This is a genomic window from Tsukamurella strandjordii, assembly GCF_039525985.1.
In the GTDB taxonomy this organism is placed as follows: domain Bacteria; phylum Actinomycetota; class Actinomycetes; order Mycobacteriales; family Mycobacteriaceae; genus Tsukamurella; species Tsukamurella strandjordii.
This window is the reverse complement of sequence record NZ_BAAAII010000008.1, coordinates 435,610-451,117: the sequence shown is the minus strand read 5'-3', so window position 1 is coordinate 451,117 and position 15,508 is coordinate 435,610. Positions and strand designations below refer to the sequence as shown.

Annotated in this window: 14 protein-coding genes, 1 tRNA gene and 1 pseudogene; 4 read left to right on the top strand and 12 right to left on the bottom strand. The window is 68.7% G+C overall.

Annotated elements, in window-relative coordinates; all coding sequences use genetic code 11:
- The 5 genes from ABD108_RS16805 to ABD108_RS16785 all read right to left on the bottom strand — a co-directional run.
- A partial coding sequence (locus ABD108_RS16805; RefSeq protein ID WP_343930864.1) for an ArsR/SmtB family transcription factor occupies positions 1–280 on the bottom strand: 280 nt, incomplete at its 3' end.
- A 51-nt stretch (positions 281–331) separates the two neighbouring features.
- A complete protein-coding gene (locus ABD108_RS16800) occupies positions 332–1,870 on the bottom strand; it encodes an esterase-like activity of phytase family protein (protein WP_343930863.1) in 1,539 nt (512 codons plus the stop codon).
- A gap of 31 nt (positions 1,871–1,901) precedes the next feature.
- Positions 1,902–2,993 (bottom strand): DNA polymerase domain-containing protein, encoded by a 1,092-nt coding sequence (locus tag ABD108_RS16795; RefSeq protein WP_343930862.1) that lies wholly within the window; start codon positions 2,991–2,993, stop codon positions 1,902–1,904.
- Entirely contained in the window at positions 2,994–4,022 is a 1,029-nt protein-coding gene (locus ABD108_RS16790; RefSeq protein WP_343930861.1) for an ATP-dependent DNA ligase, read from the bottom strand. It abuts the gene before it with no gap.
- A 56-nt stretch (positions 4,023–4,078) separates the two neighbouring features.
- A complete protein-coding gene (locus tag ABD108_RS16785; RefSeq protein WP_220657354.1) occupies positions 4,079–4,615 on the bottom strand; it encodes a DinB family protein in 537 nt (178 codons plus the stop codon).
- A 62-nt stretch (positions 4,616–4,677) separates the two neighbouring features.
- Here ABD108_RS16785 and ABD108_RS16780 point away from each other — a divergent pair, with 62 nt between their 5' ends.
- Both ABD108_RS16780 and gluQRS read left to right on the top strand, forming a co-directional pair.
- Complete coding sequence (locus ABD108_RS16780; RefSeq protein ID WP_343930860.1) at positions 4,678–5,628, top strand: helix-turn-helix transcriptional regulator; 951 nt, start codon at positions 4,678–4,680, stop codon at positions 5,626–5,628.
- A 9-nt stretch (positions 5,629–5,637) separates the two neighbouring features.
- The gene (gene gluQRS / locus ABD108_RS16775) at positions 5,638–6,495 is read left to right on the top strand and encodes a tRNA glutamyl-Q(34) synthetase GluQRS (protein ID WP_343930859.1); all 858 of its coding nucleotides are present in this window, start codon (positions 5,638–5,640) and stop codon (positions 6,493–6,495) included.
- Between the two features lie 192 nt (positions 6,496–6,687).
- On the opposite strand, the gene ABD108_RS16770 is transcribed toward gluQRS, so the two are convergent.
- From ABD108_RS16770 to ABD108_RS16755, 4 genes and pseudogenes are all read right to left on the bottom strand, one after another.
- Complete coding sequence (locus ABD108_RS16770) at positions 6,688–7,653, bottom strand: GlxA family transcriptional regulator (protein ID WP_220657351.1); 966 nt, start codon at positions 7,651–7,653, stop codon at positions 6,688–6,690.
- Between the two features lie 47 nt (positions 7,654–7,700).
- Complete coding sequence (locus tag ABD108_RS16765; protein WP_343930858.1) at positions 7,701–8,468, bottom strand: hypothetical protein; 768 nt, start codon at positions 8,466–8,468, stop codon at positions 7,701–7,703.
- Between the two features lie 89 nt (positions 8,469–8,557).
- Positions 8,558–9,859, bottom strand: coding sequence for a tRNA guanosine(34) transglycosylase Tgt (gene tgt, locus ABD108_RS16760; protein WP_220658534.1), 1,302 nt, complete (start codon positions 9,857–9,859; stop codon positions 8,558–8,560).
- A gap of 564 nt (positions 9,860–10,423) precedes the next feature.
- Positions 10,424–12,640 (bottom strand): annotated as a pseudogene (locus tag ABD108_RS16755) (MMPL family transporter); the annotation flags it as partial.
- A gap of 303 nt (positions 12,641–12,943) precedes the next feature.
- On the opposite strand from ABD108_RS16755, the gene ABD108_RS16750 reads away from it, so the two are divergent.
- A complete protein-coding gene (locus ABD108_RS16750) occupies positions 12,944–13,282 on the top strand; it encodes a hypothetical protein (protein ID WP_343930857.1) in 339 nt (112 codons plus the stop codon).
- Here ABD108_RS16750 and ABD108_RS16745 read toward each other — a convergent pair.
- Entirely contained in the window at positions 13,269–14,120 is an 852-nt protein-coding gene (locus tag ABD108_RS16745; protein ID WP_305112337.1) for an arylamine N-acetyltransferase family protein, read from the bottom strand. The genes ABD108_RS16750 and ABD108_RS16745 overlap by 14 nt on opposite strands.
- A gap of 84 nt (positions 14,121–14,204) precedes the next feature.
- Between ABD108_RS16745 and ABD108_RS16740 the strand changes: the two genes are divergently transcribed.
- A complete protein-coding gene (locus ABD108_RS16740; protein ID WP_343930856.1) occupies positions 14,205–14,843 on the top strand; it encodes a DUF2306 domain-containing protein in 639 nt (212 codons plus the stop codon).
- A gap of 78 nt (positions 14,844–14,921) precedes the next feature.
- Here the strand turns inward: ABD108_RS16740 and ABD108_RS16735 are convergent.
- A tRNA-Ser gene (locus tag ABD108_RS16735) sits at positions 14,922–15,009 on the bottom strand.
- Positions 15,010–15,055: 46 nt separating this feature from the next.
- Entirely contained in the window at positions 15,056–15,490 is a 435-nt protein-coding gene (locus ABD108_RS16730) for a nucleoside deaminase (protein WP_220658533.1), read from the bottom strand.
- Positions 15,491–15,508: the final 18 nt, after the last annotated feature.

Below are 15,508 nucleotides of genomic sequence, written 5' to 3'. Positions count from 1 at the left end.
CGAATTTCGGCTCCCAGAAGCGTCGAAAAGGGACCAGCCAGTCGTCCACCTCGCGCAGCGATTCGGACTGCACCGCGTACAGGCGGCGCGCCCCCTCGGGCCGCACCGTGACGAAACCCGACTCCCGCAACTGGCGCAGATGCTGGGAGACGGCGGGCTGACTGATTCCGAAGCGCGCCCGCACCTCGTCGCTCAGCTCACCCGCCGACCGCTCGCCGTCGGCGAGGAGTTCGAGCAGGTGACGGCGGACCGGGTCGCCGAGGACGTCGAATGCGTGCACCCGACGAGTATTTCAGTCTTCACTTATATAAGTCAAGAGTGAAATGATGAATCAGGAGACGTTGACGGTGATCGTCCTGGTCACGGTGGGCTCATCGACACGCGTGGTGTCCACCCGGAGCACCTCCAGGCTGTCCTGCAGACCGTTCGCCAGGATCTTCTGCTTGAGCTGGAAGGGCGTCTTCGGACCGGCGATCCCGGCGAGGCCGAAATCGCTGTCGTTGGCGATGTACAGCGTCTTGCCGCCGTCCGTGGAGGTGAGGCCCTCCACCTTGTCGTGGCCGAAGAACTTGCCCTCGGGGTTGAGCTTGTCCAGCATCCGGGTCAGCTCCAGCGCGACCGACTTCTTGACCGGGGTGATGCCGGCGCCCTTGAGTGCGCTCTCGGCATCGGCGGTGCTGCTCACGCCCACGATCGTCTCGGGATTCTGATCGCCCAGCGGGGTGGCGCCGTCGAGGTTGATCTTGTAGATCGTCTTGTTGGCCTTGGGCGCCAGCTTGTTATCGCGCTCGTCCACCAGGAACTCGGTGTTGGAGATCGCGGTGATCTCCGAGACCGCCTTCTTCGTGTCCTTCGGATTGTCCAGCAGGTACACGAACTGCTGAGTGGCCTTGGTCTTGAGGTCGATCGTCACGATCCGAGTGGCCGGCACGTCTTTGGCGTTGCCGCTGAGCCCCGGAACGTTGAGGGCCGATTGCATGATCCCGACCAGCCGCGAACCGTCGGGCGTGAGGGTCAGGCCCTCCATGCCCTGGTTCGGGGTGCGGTTCTTGAGCACCTCGGGCAGCCCGCGGCCGGGCGCGAGGCGCTCGAGCTCCTGGCCGTTGGAGTCGAAGCGGATGAGGAACGGGCCGTACTCGTCGGACACCCAGAAGGAACCGTCGGGCATGGCGACGAGCCCCTCGGAGTCGATGCCGTGATCGCTGGGCGGAATCTCGCGACCGTCGAGGTCGAGGATCTTCTCGCCGGTGGGCGCCGCGGTATCGGTGCGGCCGTTGAGCGGACGGCCGTCAGGGCCCTTGAGGGTGATCACGCTCTGCAGCTTCGCGACGCCCTCCTCCAGCTTGAACCGGCCGATCTGCGGATTGAACTCGGGCGTCACCGCGATCTTCTGATCCTTGTCCGGGCCGTCCACGTTGGGGCCGCGGTCGGTGAGGCCGAAGAACTCGTTCTGCGCGCCCGGCACGGGCACCCAGGAGGAGCCGTAGCCGCTGGCGTCCACGCTGACTCCGCCCACGGTGGCCAGCGGCGGAATGTTCGAGGAGAACAGCTGCACCGCCGGCGAGACGGTGGCCTTGAGTTCGACCGATCCCTTGAATCCGGCGTTCGGCTTGAACACCAGGGCACCGCCCTTCGCGGCCTCGACGGTGCCGTTCTGCGAGGGGGCGACCCCCACCACGGCGCCGCCCGCCCCCAGCTTCGCCAACTGCTCGGCACTGATGGTGAGCGGGGTGTTCACGGCGGTGCTCAGGTCGAGCTTGGCGGCATCGTCGTCGCCCTTGCCGGACGAGCATCCGGCGCTGACGACGACCAGGGTGGCGCCCATCAGGGCGGCTGCGAGCGGGGTGACGATCAGGCGGCGATCAGGCATGCACTGTGCTTACCAGATCCAAGTGAACCGTTCAGGAATCGATGCGATTGCCCTCGGCGTCCCAGTGCTCGGCCACCTTCTTGCTGGGCTGCACCCGCGGCGGCTCGCCCGGCATCTTGGGATAGTCGGGCGGGAAGTTCAGCTCGACGGGGTGCTCATCCCACTTGTCGAGCAGCGGCGTGAGATCGTGTGCCACATCGTCCATCTCGGCCCACGGGTTCCCGTCGGCCAGCCGCTCCGGCACCGAGAACAGGGTGAAGACGTGCGGGTCCTTGAGCCCGGCGAGCTCGTCCCAGGTGAGGGGCGTGGAGACGGTGGCGCCCTGGACGGCGCGCAGCGACCAGGCCGAGGCGATCGTGCGGTCCCGGCAGTTCTGGTTGTAGTCGACGAAGATGCGCTCGCCGCGCTCCTCCTTCCACCAGGCCGTGGTGACACCCGCGTCGCGCTTCTCCAGCTCACGACCGAAGGCGATGGCGGCGTGCCGGACATCGGTGAACTCCCAGCGGGGCTCGATCCGCACGAAGACGTGCACCCCGCGGTTGCCCGAGGTCTTGCAGAAGGCCCGCATGCCCAGGTCGGCGAACAGCTCCCGCGCAACACCGGCCACCCGGACCACATCGCCGAAGTCAGTACCGGGCTGCGGGTCCAGGTCGATGCGCAGCTCGTCGGGGCGATCGACGTCGCCTCTGCGCACCGGCCAGGGGTGGAAGGTGATGGTGCCCATCTGGGCGCACCAGACCGGGATCGCGACCTCGTGCGGGCACAGCTCGTCTGCGGTGCGCCCGGAGGGGAAGGTGATCGTCACGGTCTGCGCGTACGACGGGGCGCCCTTCATCATCCGCTTCTGATAGAAGCCGTCGGCCTCCTTGTCCATCGGGCCCTGCGCGAGCCGGCCGCCGGGATGCACTCCGCCGGGCCATCTTTCGAGAGCGGTGGGCCGATCGCCGATGGCGGACAGCAGCGGCTCGCCGACCGCGGCGAAGTACTGGGCCACCTGCAGTTTGGAGACCGCGGGGGTGAGATCGGTGGCCGGGTAGATGATGCGGTCCGGGCTGGAGACCCGGACGGCGCGCTCACCGTCCGGCCCCGGGACGATCACCTCGGCGGCGGGGGTCTTGGCCATCTACTCGCCCTCCTGCAGCACATCGTCGAGGTCGTAGTTGACCGGCACGTCGAGCTGCTCGTACCCGCAGCTCTCGGGCGTGCGATCGGGACGCCAGCGCTTGAACTTCGCGGTGTGCCGCAGGCGCATGCCCTCCATCTGGTCGTAGTCGAACTCCACCACCAGCTCGGGCCGCACGGGCACCCACTCACCCGTCTTCTCCGGGGTGGCCCAGCGGTTGGGCTCGCCCTGCACGGAGTCGGCGGTGCGCATGGGCTCCAGCAGCTGCAGGTACTCCTCACGCTTGGCGGCCGTGAACGCCCCGATGCCGCCGATCGGCAGCAGCTGATCGTCCTTGTACAGGCCGAGCAGCACGGAGCCGACGGCGTTCGGCTGCGACTTGTGCGGGCGGTAGCCGATCACCACGGCCTCGGCCGTGCGGGCGTGTTTGACCTTGATCATCTCGCGTTTGCCCGGCAGGTAGTGCCCGTCGATCCGCTTGGAGATCACGCCGTCGAGCCCGGCGCCCTCGAACTTCTCGAACCAGTCGGCGGCGGCGCCGGCATCGGTGGTGACGCGGCTGATCTTGCAGGTTCCGGTGCCGGCGTAGGAGGAGACGAGCACCTCGCGGCGGGCGCTGAAGGGTCTACCCGTGAGGTCCACATCGGCCATGGCGATGGCATCGAAACCGATGAAGATGGCCGGGGTCTCTTCCGACAGCTTCGTGATGCGGGATTCCGCCGGATGGATACGGGCCGAGAGCGACTCCCAGTCGAGACGCTTGCGGCCCTCGCGGTGCACGGCGACGGCGATCTCCCCGTCGAGCACGCAGCGCTCGGGGAGTTCGGCCCGCGCGGCGGCGACGACCTCGGGGAAATAGCGCCCGAGGTCCTTGCCGCTGCGCGAGCCGATGAACACCTCGTGGCCGTCGCGGAAGATCAGGGCCCGGAATCCGTCCCACTTGGGCTCGTGGGAGTACCCCTCGCCGGGCACCGCTTTCGCGGCCTTGGCGAGCATCGGATCGAGCGGCGGGTTCACGGGCAGGTCCACGCGTCCGATCGTAGGCCGCGGGACCGACAGTGGGACCGATCCGGGATGGAAGCCCGTTATCCCATGCTCTTCTGGCCGTCGATGCTCTCGCGGATGATGTCGGCATGACCGGAGTGGTGCGCGGTCTCGCCCGCGATGTGCAGGAACACCCGGCGCACCGTCCAGAAGACGCCGGCCGGCTGCCACGGCGCCTCGGGGAGTTCGTACGCGGTGTCCAGGTCGAGGGTGCGCACCAGCTCGTCGGTCGCGGCGGCCGCCTTCTCGTACTCGGCGAGGGCGGACTCGATGGTCTGGCCGTCGGTGAGGCGGAAGGTGTCGGCGAAGGCCGCCTCCTGCTCGGGGGTGATGTTCTCGAAGTCGATGTCGTCCATGGCGTGGCCGTTGCCCAGTGCGAACCGCTGCCACCCCTTCTCCACCTCGGTCACGTGCTTGATGAGCCCGCCCACGGTGAGCGCGCTGACGGTGCTGCGGGTGTTGGCCTGCTCATCGGACAGGCCCTGGGCGGTGAAGCGGAGGAAGTGCCGGCGCTCGGCCAGGAAGCTGAGGATGTCGGCGCGTTCTCCGGTGGCTGTGTGCTGCTGTGTCTCGGTCATGAAACGAGCCTAGAATTCCTTGGTGACAGTTTCTGTCCTCAATTGAGAGAATCCTCGAAGACATGGCGAACACGAGCTCCCGAACCCTGCGACTGCTGTCCCTGCTGCAGACGCACCGGTACTGGCCGGGCACGGAACTGGCCGACCGGCTCGACGTCTCCGTGCGCACGCTGCGGCGCGATATCGAGCGGTTGCGCGAGCTGGGCTATCCGGTGAACGCCTCACGCGGCGTGGACGGCGGGTACCAGCTGGCGGCGGGCGCCGCGCTGCCCCCGCTGGTCCTCGACGATGAGGAGGCCGTGGCCATCGCCGTCGGCCTCCAGACGGCGGCCCAGGGCGGGCTGACGGGCATCGCCGAGACCTCGGTGCGCGCGTTGGGCAAGGTGGCGGCGGTGATGCCGCCGCGGCTGCGCAAGCGGGTGGAGGCCTTCGGTGCCGTCACGCAGCCGGCGGGCTGGTCGGGCGGGCCCACGGTGGACCCGCGGATCCTGACGGATCTCGCCGAGGCCTGCCGCGCGGAGGAGCGGATCGAGTTCGGCTACACCGCCGCCGACGGTGCCGCGACCGAGCGCCTGGCCGAACCGCTGCGGCTGGTATCACTGGGGCGCCGCTGGTACCTGGTGGCCTACGACCTGCACCGGCACGACTGGCGCAGTTTCCGGCTGGACCGGATCACCCGGCCCACGCGCACCGGCATGCGGTTCCGGCCCCGGGAGCTCCCCGCCGAGGACGCCGCGGCGTACGTGCTCGCCTCGGTCGGGCAGCGCACGCCGGGCTACTCCATCGAGTTCCGGGTGCAGGCGCCCCGCGCGGCCGTGCAGACCGCGATCGGCCGGTACGCGCAGCTGACGCAGGACGGCGCGGAGACGGTGGTGCGGATGCAGGCCGACACGCTGGACTGGGCGGCCATGGCCATCGCTGTACTGGGGGCGCCGGCCACCGTCGTGCAGCCGCCCGAGCTGGTGGAGCACGTGGTCGGTTGGGCCCGCACCCTCGGCGCGGTGCGCTCGTAAGCTGGGGCGGTGACAGCCGGACGATACGCACCGAGCCCCTCGGGCGATCTGCACGTGGGCAACCTGCGGACGGCGCTGCTCGCGTGGCTGTTCGCGCGGTCGACCGGGCGTGAATTCCTCCTGCGGGTCGAGGATCTCGACACCGGCCGCACGGCCGACGGCGCCGAGGCGCGCCAATTGGCCGATCTCGCTGCGCTGGGGCTGGATTGGGACGGCGCGGTGGTCCGGCAGTCCGATCGGACCGCGTTGTACGCCGCCGCCCTGGAGCGGTTGGACGTGTACGAGTGTTACTGCACCCGGCGCGAGATCCTCTCCGCACCTTCTGCCCCGCACACGCCGGACGGTGCGTACCCCGGCACCTGCCGCGACCTCACCGAGGCCGAACGCGCGGTGCGCCGGTCCGAGCGTCCGGCGGCACTGCGCCTGCGCTCGACGGTGCGCTCGTTCACGGTGCACGACGAGCTGCACGGCGAATACACCGGCATGGTCGACGATTTCGTGCTGCGCCGCGGCGACGGCACCTACGCCTACAACCTCGCCGTGGTGGTCGACGATGCGGCGCAGGGCATCGATCAGGTGGTCCGCGGCGATGATCTGCTCTCGTCCGCGCCCCGGCAGGCCTACCTCACCGAGCTCCTGGGCGGCGTCGCGCCGCGGTACGCGCACGTCCCGATGGTCCTGGGCCCCACCGGGGTCCGGCTCGCCAAGCGCGACGGTGCCGTCACGCTGGCCGAACGCGGCGGACCGTCGACGGTGCTGCCGGAGCTGGCATCCAGCCTGGGACTGGCCGGGTCGACCCCGGCCGAGATGCTCGATGGCTTCGATCCGCAGTCACTCCCCCGCGAGCCCTGGACGCTTCCGCTCTGAGACAGCGCCCGGTGCCCGGCGCGCACGGCGCCGCCGTGGCGCACCGCGTTGCCCGCCGAGATACCGGCCAACGCATCGCCGATCCACGCGAGGAGCCCTCCACCACTGAGCTTTTCGTTCGCTTCCTTCGTCATGCACCCGACGCTACGGCGGCGGCGGGCGCTCGCACAGTGGCCTAGATGCCATCTATCGTCAAGATATGGCCTGATCGCGATCGGTGCGGAACCGATCCCGGTAGGCGGTGGGATTCAGGCCGGTCTGCCGCTTGAAGTGATAGCGCAGCGTTTCCTCGGCGTCGAACCCGGATCGGGTGGCAACGGCGGTGACCGGCTCGTCGGTGGTCTCGAGCAGGCTCATCGCCCGGTACACCCGCTGCCGGGTGAGCCACTCCAGCGGGGCGGACCCGGTGTGGCTGCGGAACTGCCGGTGCAGGGTCCGCCGGGAGACCCCGGCCCGCGCGGCCATATCGTCGACGCCCGCGACGGAGTCGACCGACCGCGCGAGCGATTCGAGGTAGTCCGCGAACCGCGCATCGACATCGGGGCGGAGCGCATCGATCGTCACGAACTGCGATTGGTCACCGTCGCGGTGCGGCGCGACCACCATGCGGCGCGCGACCTCGTTGGCCACCTCCGAGCCGTGGTCGTCGCGGATCAGCTTCAGGCACAGGTCGAGTCCGGCGGCGGAGCCCGCACCCGTGGTCACGTCACCATCGCGCACGTAGAGGTCGGAGGGTGTGACGTGGATGCGCGGGAATCGGTGCTGCAGCAGGCTGGCGTACCGCCAGTGCGTGGTGGCGCGCCGCCCGTCGAGCAGGCCCGCCTCGGCGAGAGCGAAGGCTCCGCTGCAGATGGAGACCATGCGGGCACCGTTCGCAGCAGCGGCGCGCAGGTGTTCGGTCCACTCGGGATTGGAGTTGCGGCGCGGATCGGTCACGGCGGTCACGATCACGGTGTCGGCGGTCGCGATGTCGGCGAGCCCGTAGCCCGGGTGCAGGATCGCGCCACCCACGGTGTGCACCCCACCCGCCGGGCCACAGGCCCGCACGTCGTAGTCGAGTGTCAGGTCGCCCCACGAGAAGCCCAGCGCCTCCACGGCGATGCCGTACTCGAACAGCGTCATGCCGTCGCAGACCGGGAGGGCGACCACATGAGCCATGGCACGATCCTACTCTTGAGGCGTCTATCGGTCATCGTGTTCCGCAGCTAGTCCGGCTCGTATTCGTATTCCTCGCGGACCCGTTCGATGTCTGCGGCGTGAGCATCGAGTCCGGCTTCGATGATCGGATCGCCCTCGAACCGTTGTCGAGCGGACTGCAAGAGATGCTCCAAGTCATCGGACCACTGTTGCCAGCCAAACCCCTGGGCCGCGAAACCCTCCGAGTGCGGACGCCACGCCATCCCGTGCGCCGCCATGAAGCGGTGTACGGCCGCGATCTCGCGAACCCGATCGGCCAGCTCGTTCAACGAGCAGCCGTAAATTCCCGCCGCGATGGGGTCCGGTCCGAAGACGGACTCGAACTCACCGTCAAGGCTTCCCGTTGCCGATTCCGCGGCATCGACGATCGCCTGCCACACCGTCCGAGCCACGAGCACGAAGACGAGTGGGTCGCCGTCAACCGCGATGACCGGAGGGGCTTTCGGGTCGCTTTCCCTGAACCGAAGCCACACCGACGTATTGCGTTCCAGCAGTTCCATGATGCCATCGAGAGATTCGGTGGTTACCCCGAGAGCCGCGTAGTGCCTGTCCACTGTGATCCGCCCGTCGGCGAGGTCCCTGAAGTACGAAAAGAGAAGATCCGTGTTGCGATCGGGCTTGAACGAGATCGCTCCCGCTCGGTCATGTTTGCCGTACATCGGAAGGGCGAACGGTAGGTACGTCGCGTCATGGCGGCGGCGTAGGGGAACGAGGACTGCGTCGCTGTCACGCAATCCGATTCCAGTCAGGCCGCACGTCGCGTCGAATATCCCCATCGTGGTCCCGCCTCCTGCATCACTCGCTAGTGACGACTCCGGTCGCGTACCCACTCGTTTCGTGAGTACGCGACCGGTTCCTCGGCTGACTAGTCGGACTTGGCGAGGTGCTGCTGGGTGCCCTTGTAGTAGCGACCCAGGAACTCCTCCTTGAACTCCCAGTAGGTGCCGTCGATCATCGACTGCCGGATCTTGGCCACGAGCGAGACGATGAACTGCTCGTTGTGGATGGTGGCCAGCGTGGCCGCCAGCCCCTCCTTGGCCTTGAACAGGTGGTGGATGTAGGCGCGGGAGAACTGCGAGGTGTAGTTCTGCGTCTCCGGGTCCAGCGGCTGGAAGTCGGTCTTGAACCGCGAGTTGGTCACGTTGTAGCGACCGTCCACGGAGTAGATCGCACCGTTGCGCGCCACCCGCGAGGGCGAGACGCAGTCGAAGGTGTCGATGCCCTGCTCCACCGCGGCGAAGATGTCGTCCGGCTCGGAGATGCCCAGCAGGTGCTTCGGCTTGTCCTCCTCCAGCTCCTGGTTCACCCAGCGCACGATGGTCGACAGGTTCGCCTTCTCCAGCGCACCGCCGATGCCGTAACCGCCGAAGCCCAGGCCGCCGCCCTCACGGTCCTCCTCGCTCAGCGCCCGCAGATCGCGAGCGGCCTTGCGCCGCAGGTCCTCGTACTGCGCGCCCTGCACCACGCCCCACAGCGAGATCGCGTCGTGGCGCTGCGCGGTGAGCCAGTTGTGCTCGGACAGTGAGCGTCGCGCCCACAGCCGGGTCCGCTCCAGCGACTCCACCTGGTACGCCCGGGTGTTGTGCAGGGTGGTCAGCTCGTCGAAGGCGAAGATGATGTCGGCGCCCAGCTGGTGCTGGATCTGCATCGACCGCTCCGGCGTGAACCGGTGCTCCGTGCCGTCGAGGTGGCTGAGGAAGGTGACCCCGTCGTCGTCGACGCGGGAGAGCCTGTCCTTGCCCTCGGCGATGGCGTCGTCGCCCTGGAGCTCCTGGTCGCCGTTCATGTCGATGACCTTCTTGAAGCCCGAGCCCAGCGACATCACCTGGAAGCCACCGGAATCGGTGAAGGTGGGGCCGTCCCAGTTCATGAACTTGCCGAGGCCGCCGGCCTGTTCCACGATCTCCGGACCGGGCTGCAGGTACAGGTGGTACGCGTTCGCGAGCACCGCCTGCGCCCCCAGATCGGCCACCGCGTCCGGCATCACCGTCTTCACGGTCGCCTTGGTGCCCACCGGGATGAACGCCGGCGTCAGGATCTCGCCGTGCGGGGTGAGCAGCCGGCCGGCGCGGCCCAGCGGACCGTCGGGGCCCTCGAGGCGCGCGTCGATGTCGAACCGCGTGGGATCGCTGATGTGCTCGTTCTGCAGCCGGGTGCGGCTGGTCATCGAACGGTAGTCCGAGCGCAGCGCGCTGAGCTCGGCGGCGATCGCCTTGTTCTGCTCGCGCAGCTGCGCGAGCTCGTCGCGGGTCCGGTCGGAGCGGGTGCGCTCCGCCTGCCGGATCGGGCCGGTCGTGGTCTCCGCGTCGGTCGGCTGGGCGGGACGCGCCACCGGGTACTCGCCGGTGTCGGGCACCGAAGCGACTGCGGCCGCTGCGGTCTCGTCGTCCTTCGGAGTCTCGGCCGCGGCCGGGATCGGCGCGGTGGGTGCCGCGGCGGGCGTCGGCTGCACCGGCACCTTCTGCGTGGGCACCTGCTGGAGGGGCAGGCCCACCGGAGCGGTCGGCGTCGCGCCGTTGACGTAGCCGTTCACACCGCCGGTCACCTTCACCCGCTCGGTGGCGGGAGCGTCCGCACGGGCGGCCACGGGCACTTCGGTGGTGACGTGCTCGCCCAGGGCGTCCGGGAGCGGCGCCGTCTCGGTGGAGCTCTTCGCCAGCACCGCGGACAGGGACTCGCCCTCGATGTCGACGTTCGGCAGGATCCGGTCCAGCCACTTCGGCAGCCACCAGGCCGCATCGCCGAGCAGCATCATCACCGACGGGATGATCACCATGCGCACCACGAAGGCGTCGAACAGGACGGCCGCGGCCAGGCCGAAGCCGATCTCCTTGATGAACACCGCATCGTTGAGGATGAACGAGGCGAACACCGAGATCATGATGATCGCGGCCGCGGTCACCACGCGGGCGCCGTACTGCACGCCGGTGATCACCGAGGCGGTCGCATCGCCCGTGTGCACGTACTCCTCACGCATGCGGGACACCAGGAACACCTGGTAATCCATCGCAAGGCCGAAGACGATGCCGATCAGGAAGATCGGCAGGAACGAGACCAGCGGCTGCGTGTTGTCGATCAGGCCGAGCGCACCGTCGGTGAAGATCGCCGAGGTCACGCCGAACGTGGCCACCACCGACAGCAGGAAGCCGAGAACCGCGGTGAGCGGCACCAGGATCGAGCGGAAGGCCACGAGCAGCAGCAGGAAGGCCAGGCCCACCACGATGGCGAGGTAGATCGGCAGCGCTTCCTTCGACAGCTTGTCCGAGATGTCCATCTCGATCGCGGTGTTACCCGCGACGCCGAGGTCCATCTTGAAGGTCTGCTTCAGACCGGCATCGCCGTTGGGCAGGTTCCGCAGGTCCTTGACCAGGTCCTTGGTCAGCTGATCCGTCGGCCCGCCCTTGGGGGTCACGATGATCGTGGCGGCCCTGTTATCGGGCGCGAGCTGCGCGATCTGCGCGTTCGCGACCTTCGGCTTCATATCCGGATCGTTGTTCAGCTTGTCCACGATCTGCGCGTACGCGCGCAGCCGCTGATCCGGCTGGGCCTGCGAGCCGTCGACCGCCACCATCAGCTGACCGTTGGAGCCCTTGCCCCAGGCGTCGGAGGTGAGGTCGTAGGCCTTGCGCTCGGAGGTGGTCTTCTCGCTCATCCCCGAACCCGGGAGCGCGGTCTGCATGTCCTTCATCGGGATCGCGAGGATGCCCAGCACCGCGACGCCGGCGAGCAGCGTGACCACGGGAACCTTCTTCACCACATGCGCCCAGCGCAGGCCGTTGGCAGTGCGGCCCTCGCCCTCGTCGGTGTCCTGCGGGTGCAGCCCCTTGACCCGGCCGGCGAAGACCTTGCTGCCGAACAGGCCCAGCAGCGCCGGGAGCAGGGTGAGCGCCACGATCACGGCGATGAACACGCCCCAGGCGGCGGCCACACCCATCTGACCGAGGAAGTCCATGCCGATGAAGGCCAGCGCGGCCAGCGCGATGATCACCGTCAGTCCGGCGAAGATCACCGCCGAGCCGGCGGTGCCCACCGCGACGCCGGCGGCCTCGGCCCGCTGTTCCTTGGTGGTCGCGTTCATCCGCCGCAGTTCGTGCCGGAAGCGGGAGACGATGAACAGGGCGTAGTCGATGGTGACGGCCAGGCCGATCATCGAGGTGAGCACCGTGGGAAAGGTGCCGAGCTCGATGAAGCGGGTGGCGATCATGACGCCGGCCAGGGCCACGGGGACCGCGATGATCGCGTTGATCAGCGGCAGGCCCCAGGCCACCAGCGAGGCGAAGGTGATGATCAGGACGATCGCGGCCACCAGCATGCCGATCAGCTCGCTGGTGATGCCCATGTCTTCCATGCCCTTGGCGGCGGAACCGTCGGCCTCCACCTGCAGCGAGCCCTGCGAGGCGTCCTCTCCCGCGATGCGGGCGTCCTTGATCTTCTGCGCGGTGTCCTTGGGCAGGTCGGTGACCTTGTCGACGAAATCGACCTTGAGCTTGGCGGTCTTTCCGTCGGGGCTCACCGTGGAGGTGACCGCGGCGTCGGCCTTCTGCTGCTCCGGCGACTTGGTGGAGGCGATGTCCTTCTGCTGCGCCGTCATCGCCTCGAGCGTCTGGCGCTGGGCGGGGGTCAGGACGCCGTCGTCGAGCTTGCCGGTGGGGTTGTGCAGCAGGTTGCCGTCCTTGACCAGCGGCACCTCGACGTCGTTGGCGTCCTTCTTGGACAGGGCCCTGATCTGCTCGATCGTCTTGTCGATACCGGCGGCGTTCTTCGGATCGGTGAGCTTGCCCTCCTTCGCGTGGAAGACGAAGGTGGCCGAGGCGGTGGTGAACGGATCATCGCCGCCCTCGCCGCCGAACTGCTCGTTGACGATGTTCGTGGCCTTCTCCGACGGCAGGCCGGGAAGGTTGAAGTTATCGACGGTGGGCTTGCTCAACGAGATCGCCGCCCCGAACATCCCGACCAGCAGGAGCAGCCAGACGGCGATGACCTTGAAGCGGTTCAGGTAGGCGAACTTGCCCAACCGGTAGAGAAGCAGTGCCATGAGAGGTACTCCGGTTCGTCGGACGGCGCGTGGGACTGCCGCGGCCGCGGCTGCGGTTCTGGTGTCAGTGTACCGATGGTTTCACCCTGCAATAAAGTCGCTGACCGGGTCTTTTGTGAGTTCAATCACGGATTCGCCGGTATGGTGGGCCGCATGAGCACTTTGCGCAGGTCTGCAACACCAGTCACAGCAGTCGCAATCGCAACATTCGGCGGGATGCTGCTCGCCGGCTGCGGCTCGTCCTCCACCGACAGCAGCCCCACCACCACGGCCGCACCCGCCGCATCGTCGAGCGCCGCCGCCGTGACCCGCGGCGACATGTGCGGCCAGACCCGCGGTCCCGACGGTCCGCTCTACGTGCACGCCCTCGGCGCCGCCAAGGTCGACTGCGTCGAGGCGATGACCATCGCCGACAAGTTCAGCCCCCAGATCGCCACCGGCAAGCCCGCCACCGTCGACGGCTGGAACTGCTCCTTCCCGACCTCCCCCGGGATGCTGGCCCGGTGCGACAGCACCAAGGGCCCGCAGGCCATCGGCTTCTTCAGCTCGCACTGATCCGGTCGGCCACCACCCGGTCGAGCTCGGCCGCCACATCGTCGGGCAGGTCGATGGCGAAACGCTCGGCCAGAATCGCCCGACGGTCCGCCGCCGGGTACGGCACCGACTCCCGGAAACCGTCCGGGCGGGTGGTGATGATGCTGTCGCCCGTGAGCACGAGCCTGCGGTCGGGGTGGTTCATCACCGCCATCAGGCGGCCGCGGAAGGGCGAGAAGGGCGAGGTCGCCACGTAGTAGTTGGTCATCCGCAGGTCGGTCCAGGTGCGATCGGCGAGCGGGAACCGGTACTGCGGGCGCCATTCACCGCTGCTCGGATCAAGGAAGTCGAGCTGCCATTCCTCGGCGAAGCCCCGCGTCGACCGCCGCACGCGGTAGGTCCAGCCGCCGGCGTCCTGCTCCAGGCCGTCCACCAGCCGCAGCGGCGCGAGCGGCACCGCCCCGAATCCGACCTCCACCAGCCACCGCGCACCGTCGACCTGCACCACCAGGAGCGCATGCGTCGAGGGCGACCGATCGCCCTGCAACAGCACCCGCCCCGCGACCGCGGAGAAGGTGAACCCGTGCCGCTGCAGGACGGCCGCGAGCAGCGGGACGTGGCCGGTGCAGCCGTAGCCGCGGCGGCCGTCGATCATCCGGCGCTGCAGCGCGTCGATCGTGAGCTCGCCGGGGATGCCGCGGACGGCGTCGATGTTCTCCCAGGGCAAGGTGGTCGCGTGCGCTGCGACGAGGCGCGCGAGCCCCTCGGGATCGGTCGCGACCGGGGCGGCGAGACCGACCCGGCGCAGGTACCGGTCCAGATCGAGTTCGTCGGCGCCCCAGGCCTCGTCGTGATTCATGCCTCCATCTCACTCCCACGGGTGAGAGCGCGCCACTCCTCCGGGTGATCCGCACGCCGGTCCGCCGAACCTACCGTCCGAGACATGAAGAAACTGCTGGTCGGATCGCTCATCGTCGCCGCATTCCTCGCCTACGCCCTGCCCGTGTACCTCACCGGCGGCAGCCGCGTGCCGCTCGACGGTCAGCCGTCCTGGTACTACCCGCTGCTGGTCGGCCACATCATGCTCGGCGCGATCGCCATGCTCGCCGGGCTGGTGCAGCTCGGCCGACGCTGGTTCGCGCGCTATCACCGGATCGCCGGCCGGATCTACGTGGCCTGCGCCATTCCCGTGGGGTTGGCGTCGATCACCGTGGGCGCGATGACCCCGTTCGGTCCGGCGAATGCGGTCTCCAACGTGACCCTCGGCGCGCTCATGCTGTTGTTCACCGTGCTCGGCGTGCGCTCGATCCTGGCGCGGGACGTGACCCATCACCGGCGCTGGATGCTGCGCAGCGCCGCGCTGATGTACTCGGTGATCATCAATCGCGTGCTGGCGCCGATCATCTTCCTGACGCTCGACGGCCTGGGACTCGAACCGCACGTGGTGGACGGGCTGGGCGTGGCGCTCACCGCGTGGCTCAGCTGGCTGATCGCGCTCGGCGTCTGCGAGTGGTGGCTGCGGCGCACACCCCGGCGCGAAACCGGCACTCGATCGGGTCGAACCGCCGTAGCCGCCGCCTGAACGAATTCATCGCCGGTTTCGGAAACCGCGGAGACGAAGAAACCCTCCCCGATTCACATCGGAGAGGGTTTCTCTCGGCGGTGGCGGGGGGATTTGAACCCCCGGTACGGGGTTACCGCACACAACATTTCGAGTGTTGCACCTTCGGCCGCTCGGACACGCCACCGTCGGAGTACTTTACCGGAAGTCGCCCCTGGCACTAAATCCGCAGTTCAGGAACGGTGCGGGGCGAAGAACTCGGTGAGCAGGGCGCCGCATTCGTCAGCGCGGATCCCGCCCCGCACGGTGACCCGGTGCGTCACGCGCGGGTCGCGCACCACGTCCCACACCGAGCCGACGGCGCCGGTCTTGGGCTCGTAGGCACCGAACACCAGGTGCTCGATCCGCGCCGAGACCAGGGCACCGGCGCACATGGCGCAGGGCTCCAAGGTCACCGCCAGCGTGCAGCCCCCGAGCCGCCAGCCGTCGCCGAACCGGGTGGCCGCCTCGCGGATCGCGAGCACCTCGGCGTGCGCGGTGGGGTCGCCCAGCTGTTCCCGACGGTTCCCGGCCTGCGCAAGCACGACACCGTCGGGATCGAGGACCACGGCACCCACCGGCACATCGTCGGGACCGGAGAGTCCGGCCGCCTCCAGGGCGAGGCCCATCGCGGACCGCTCGACGTC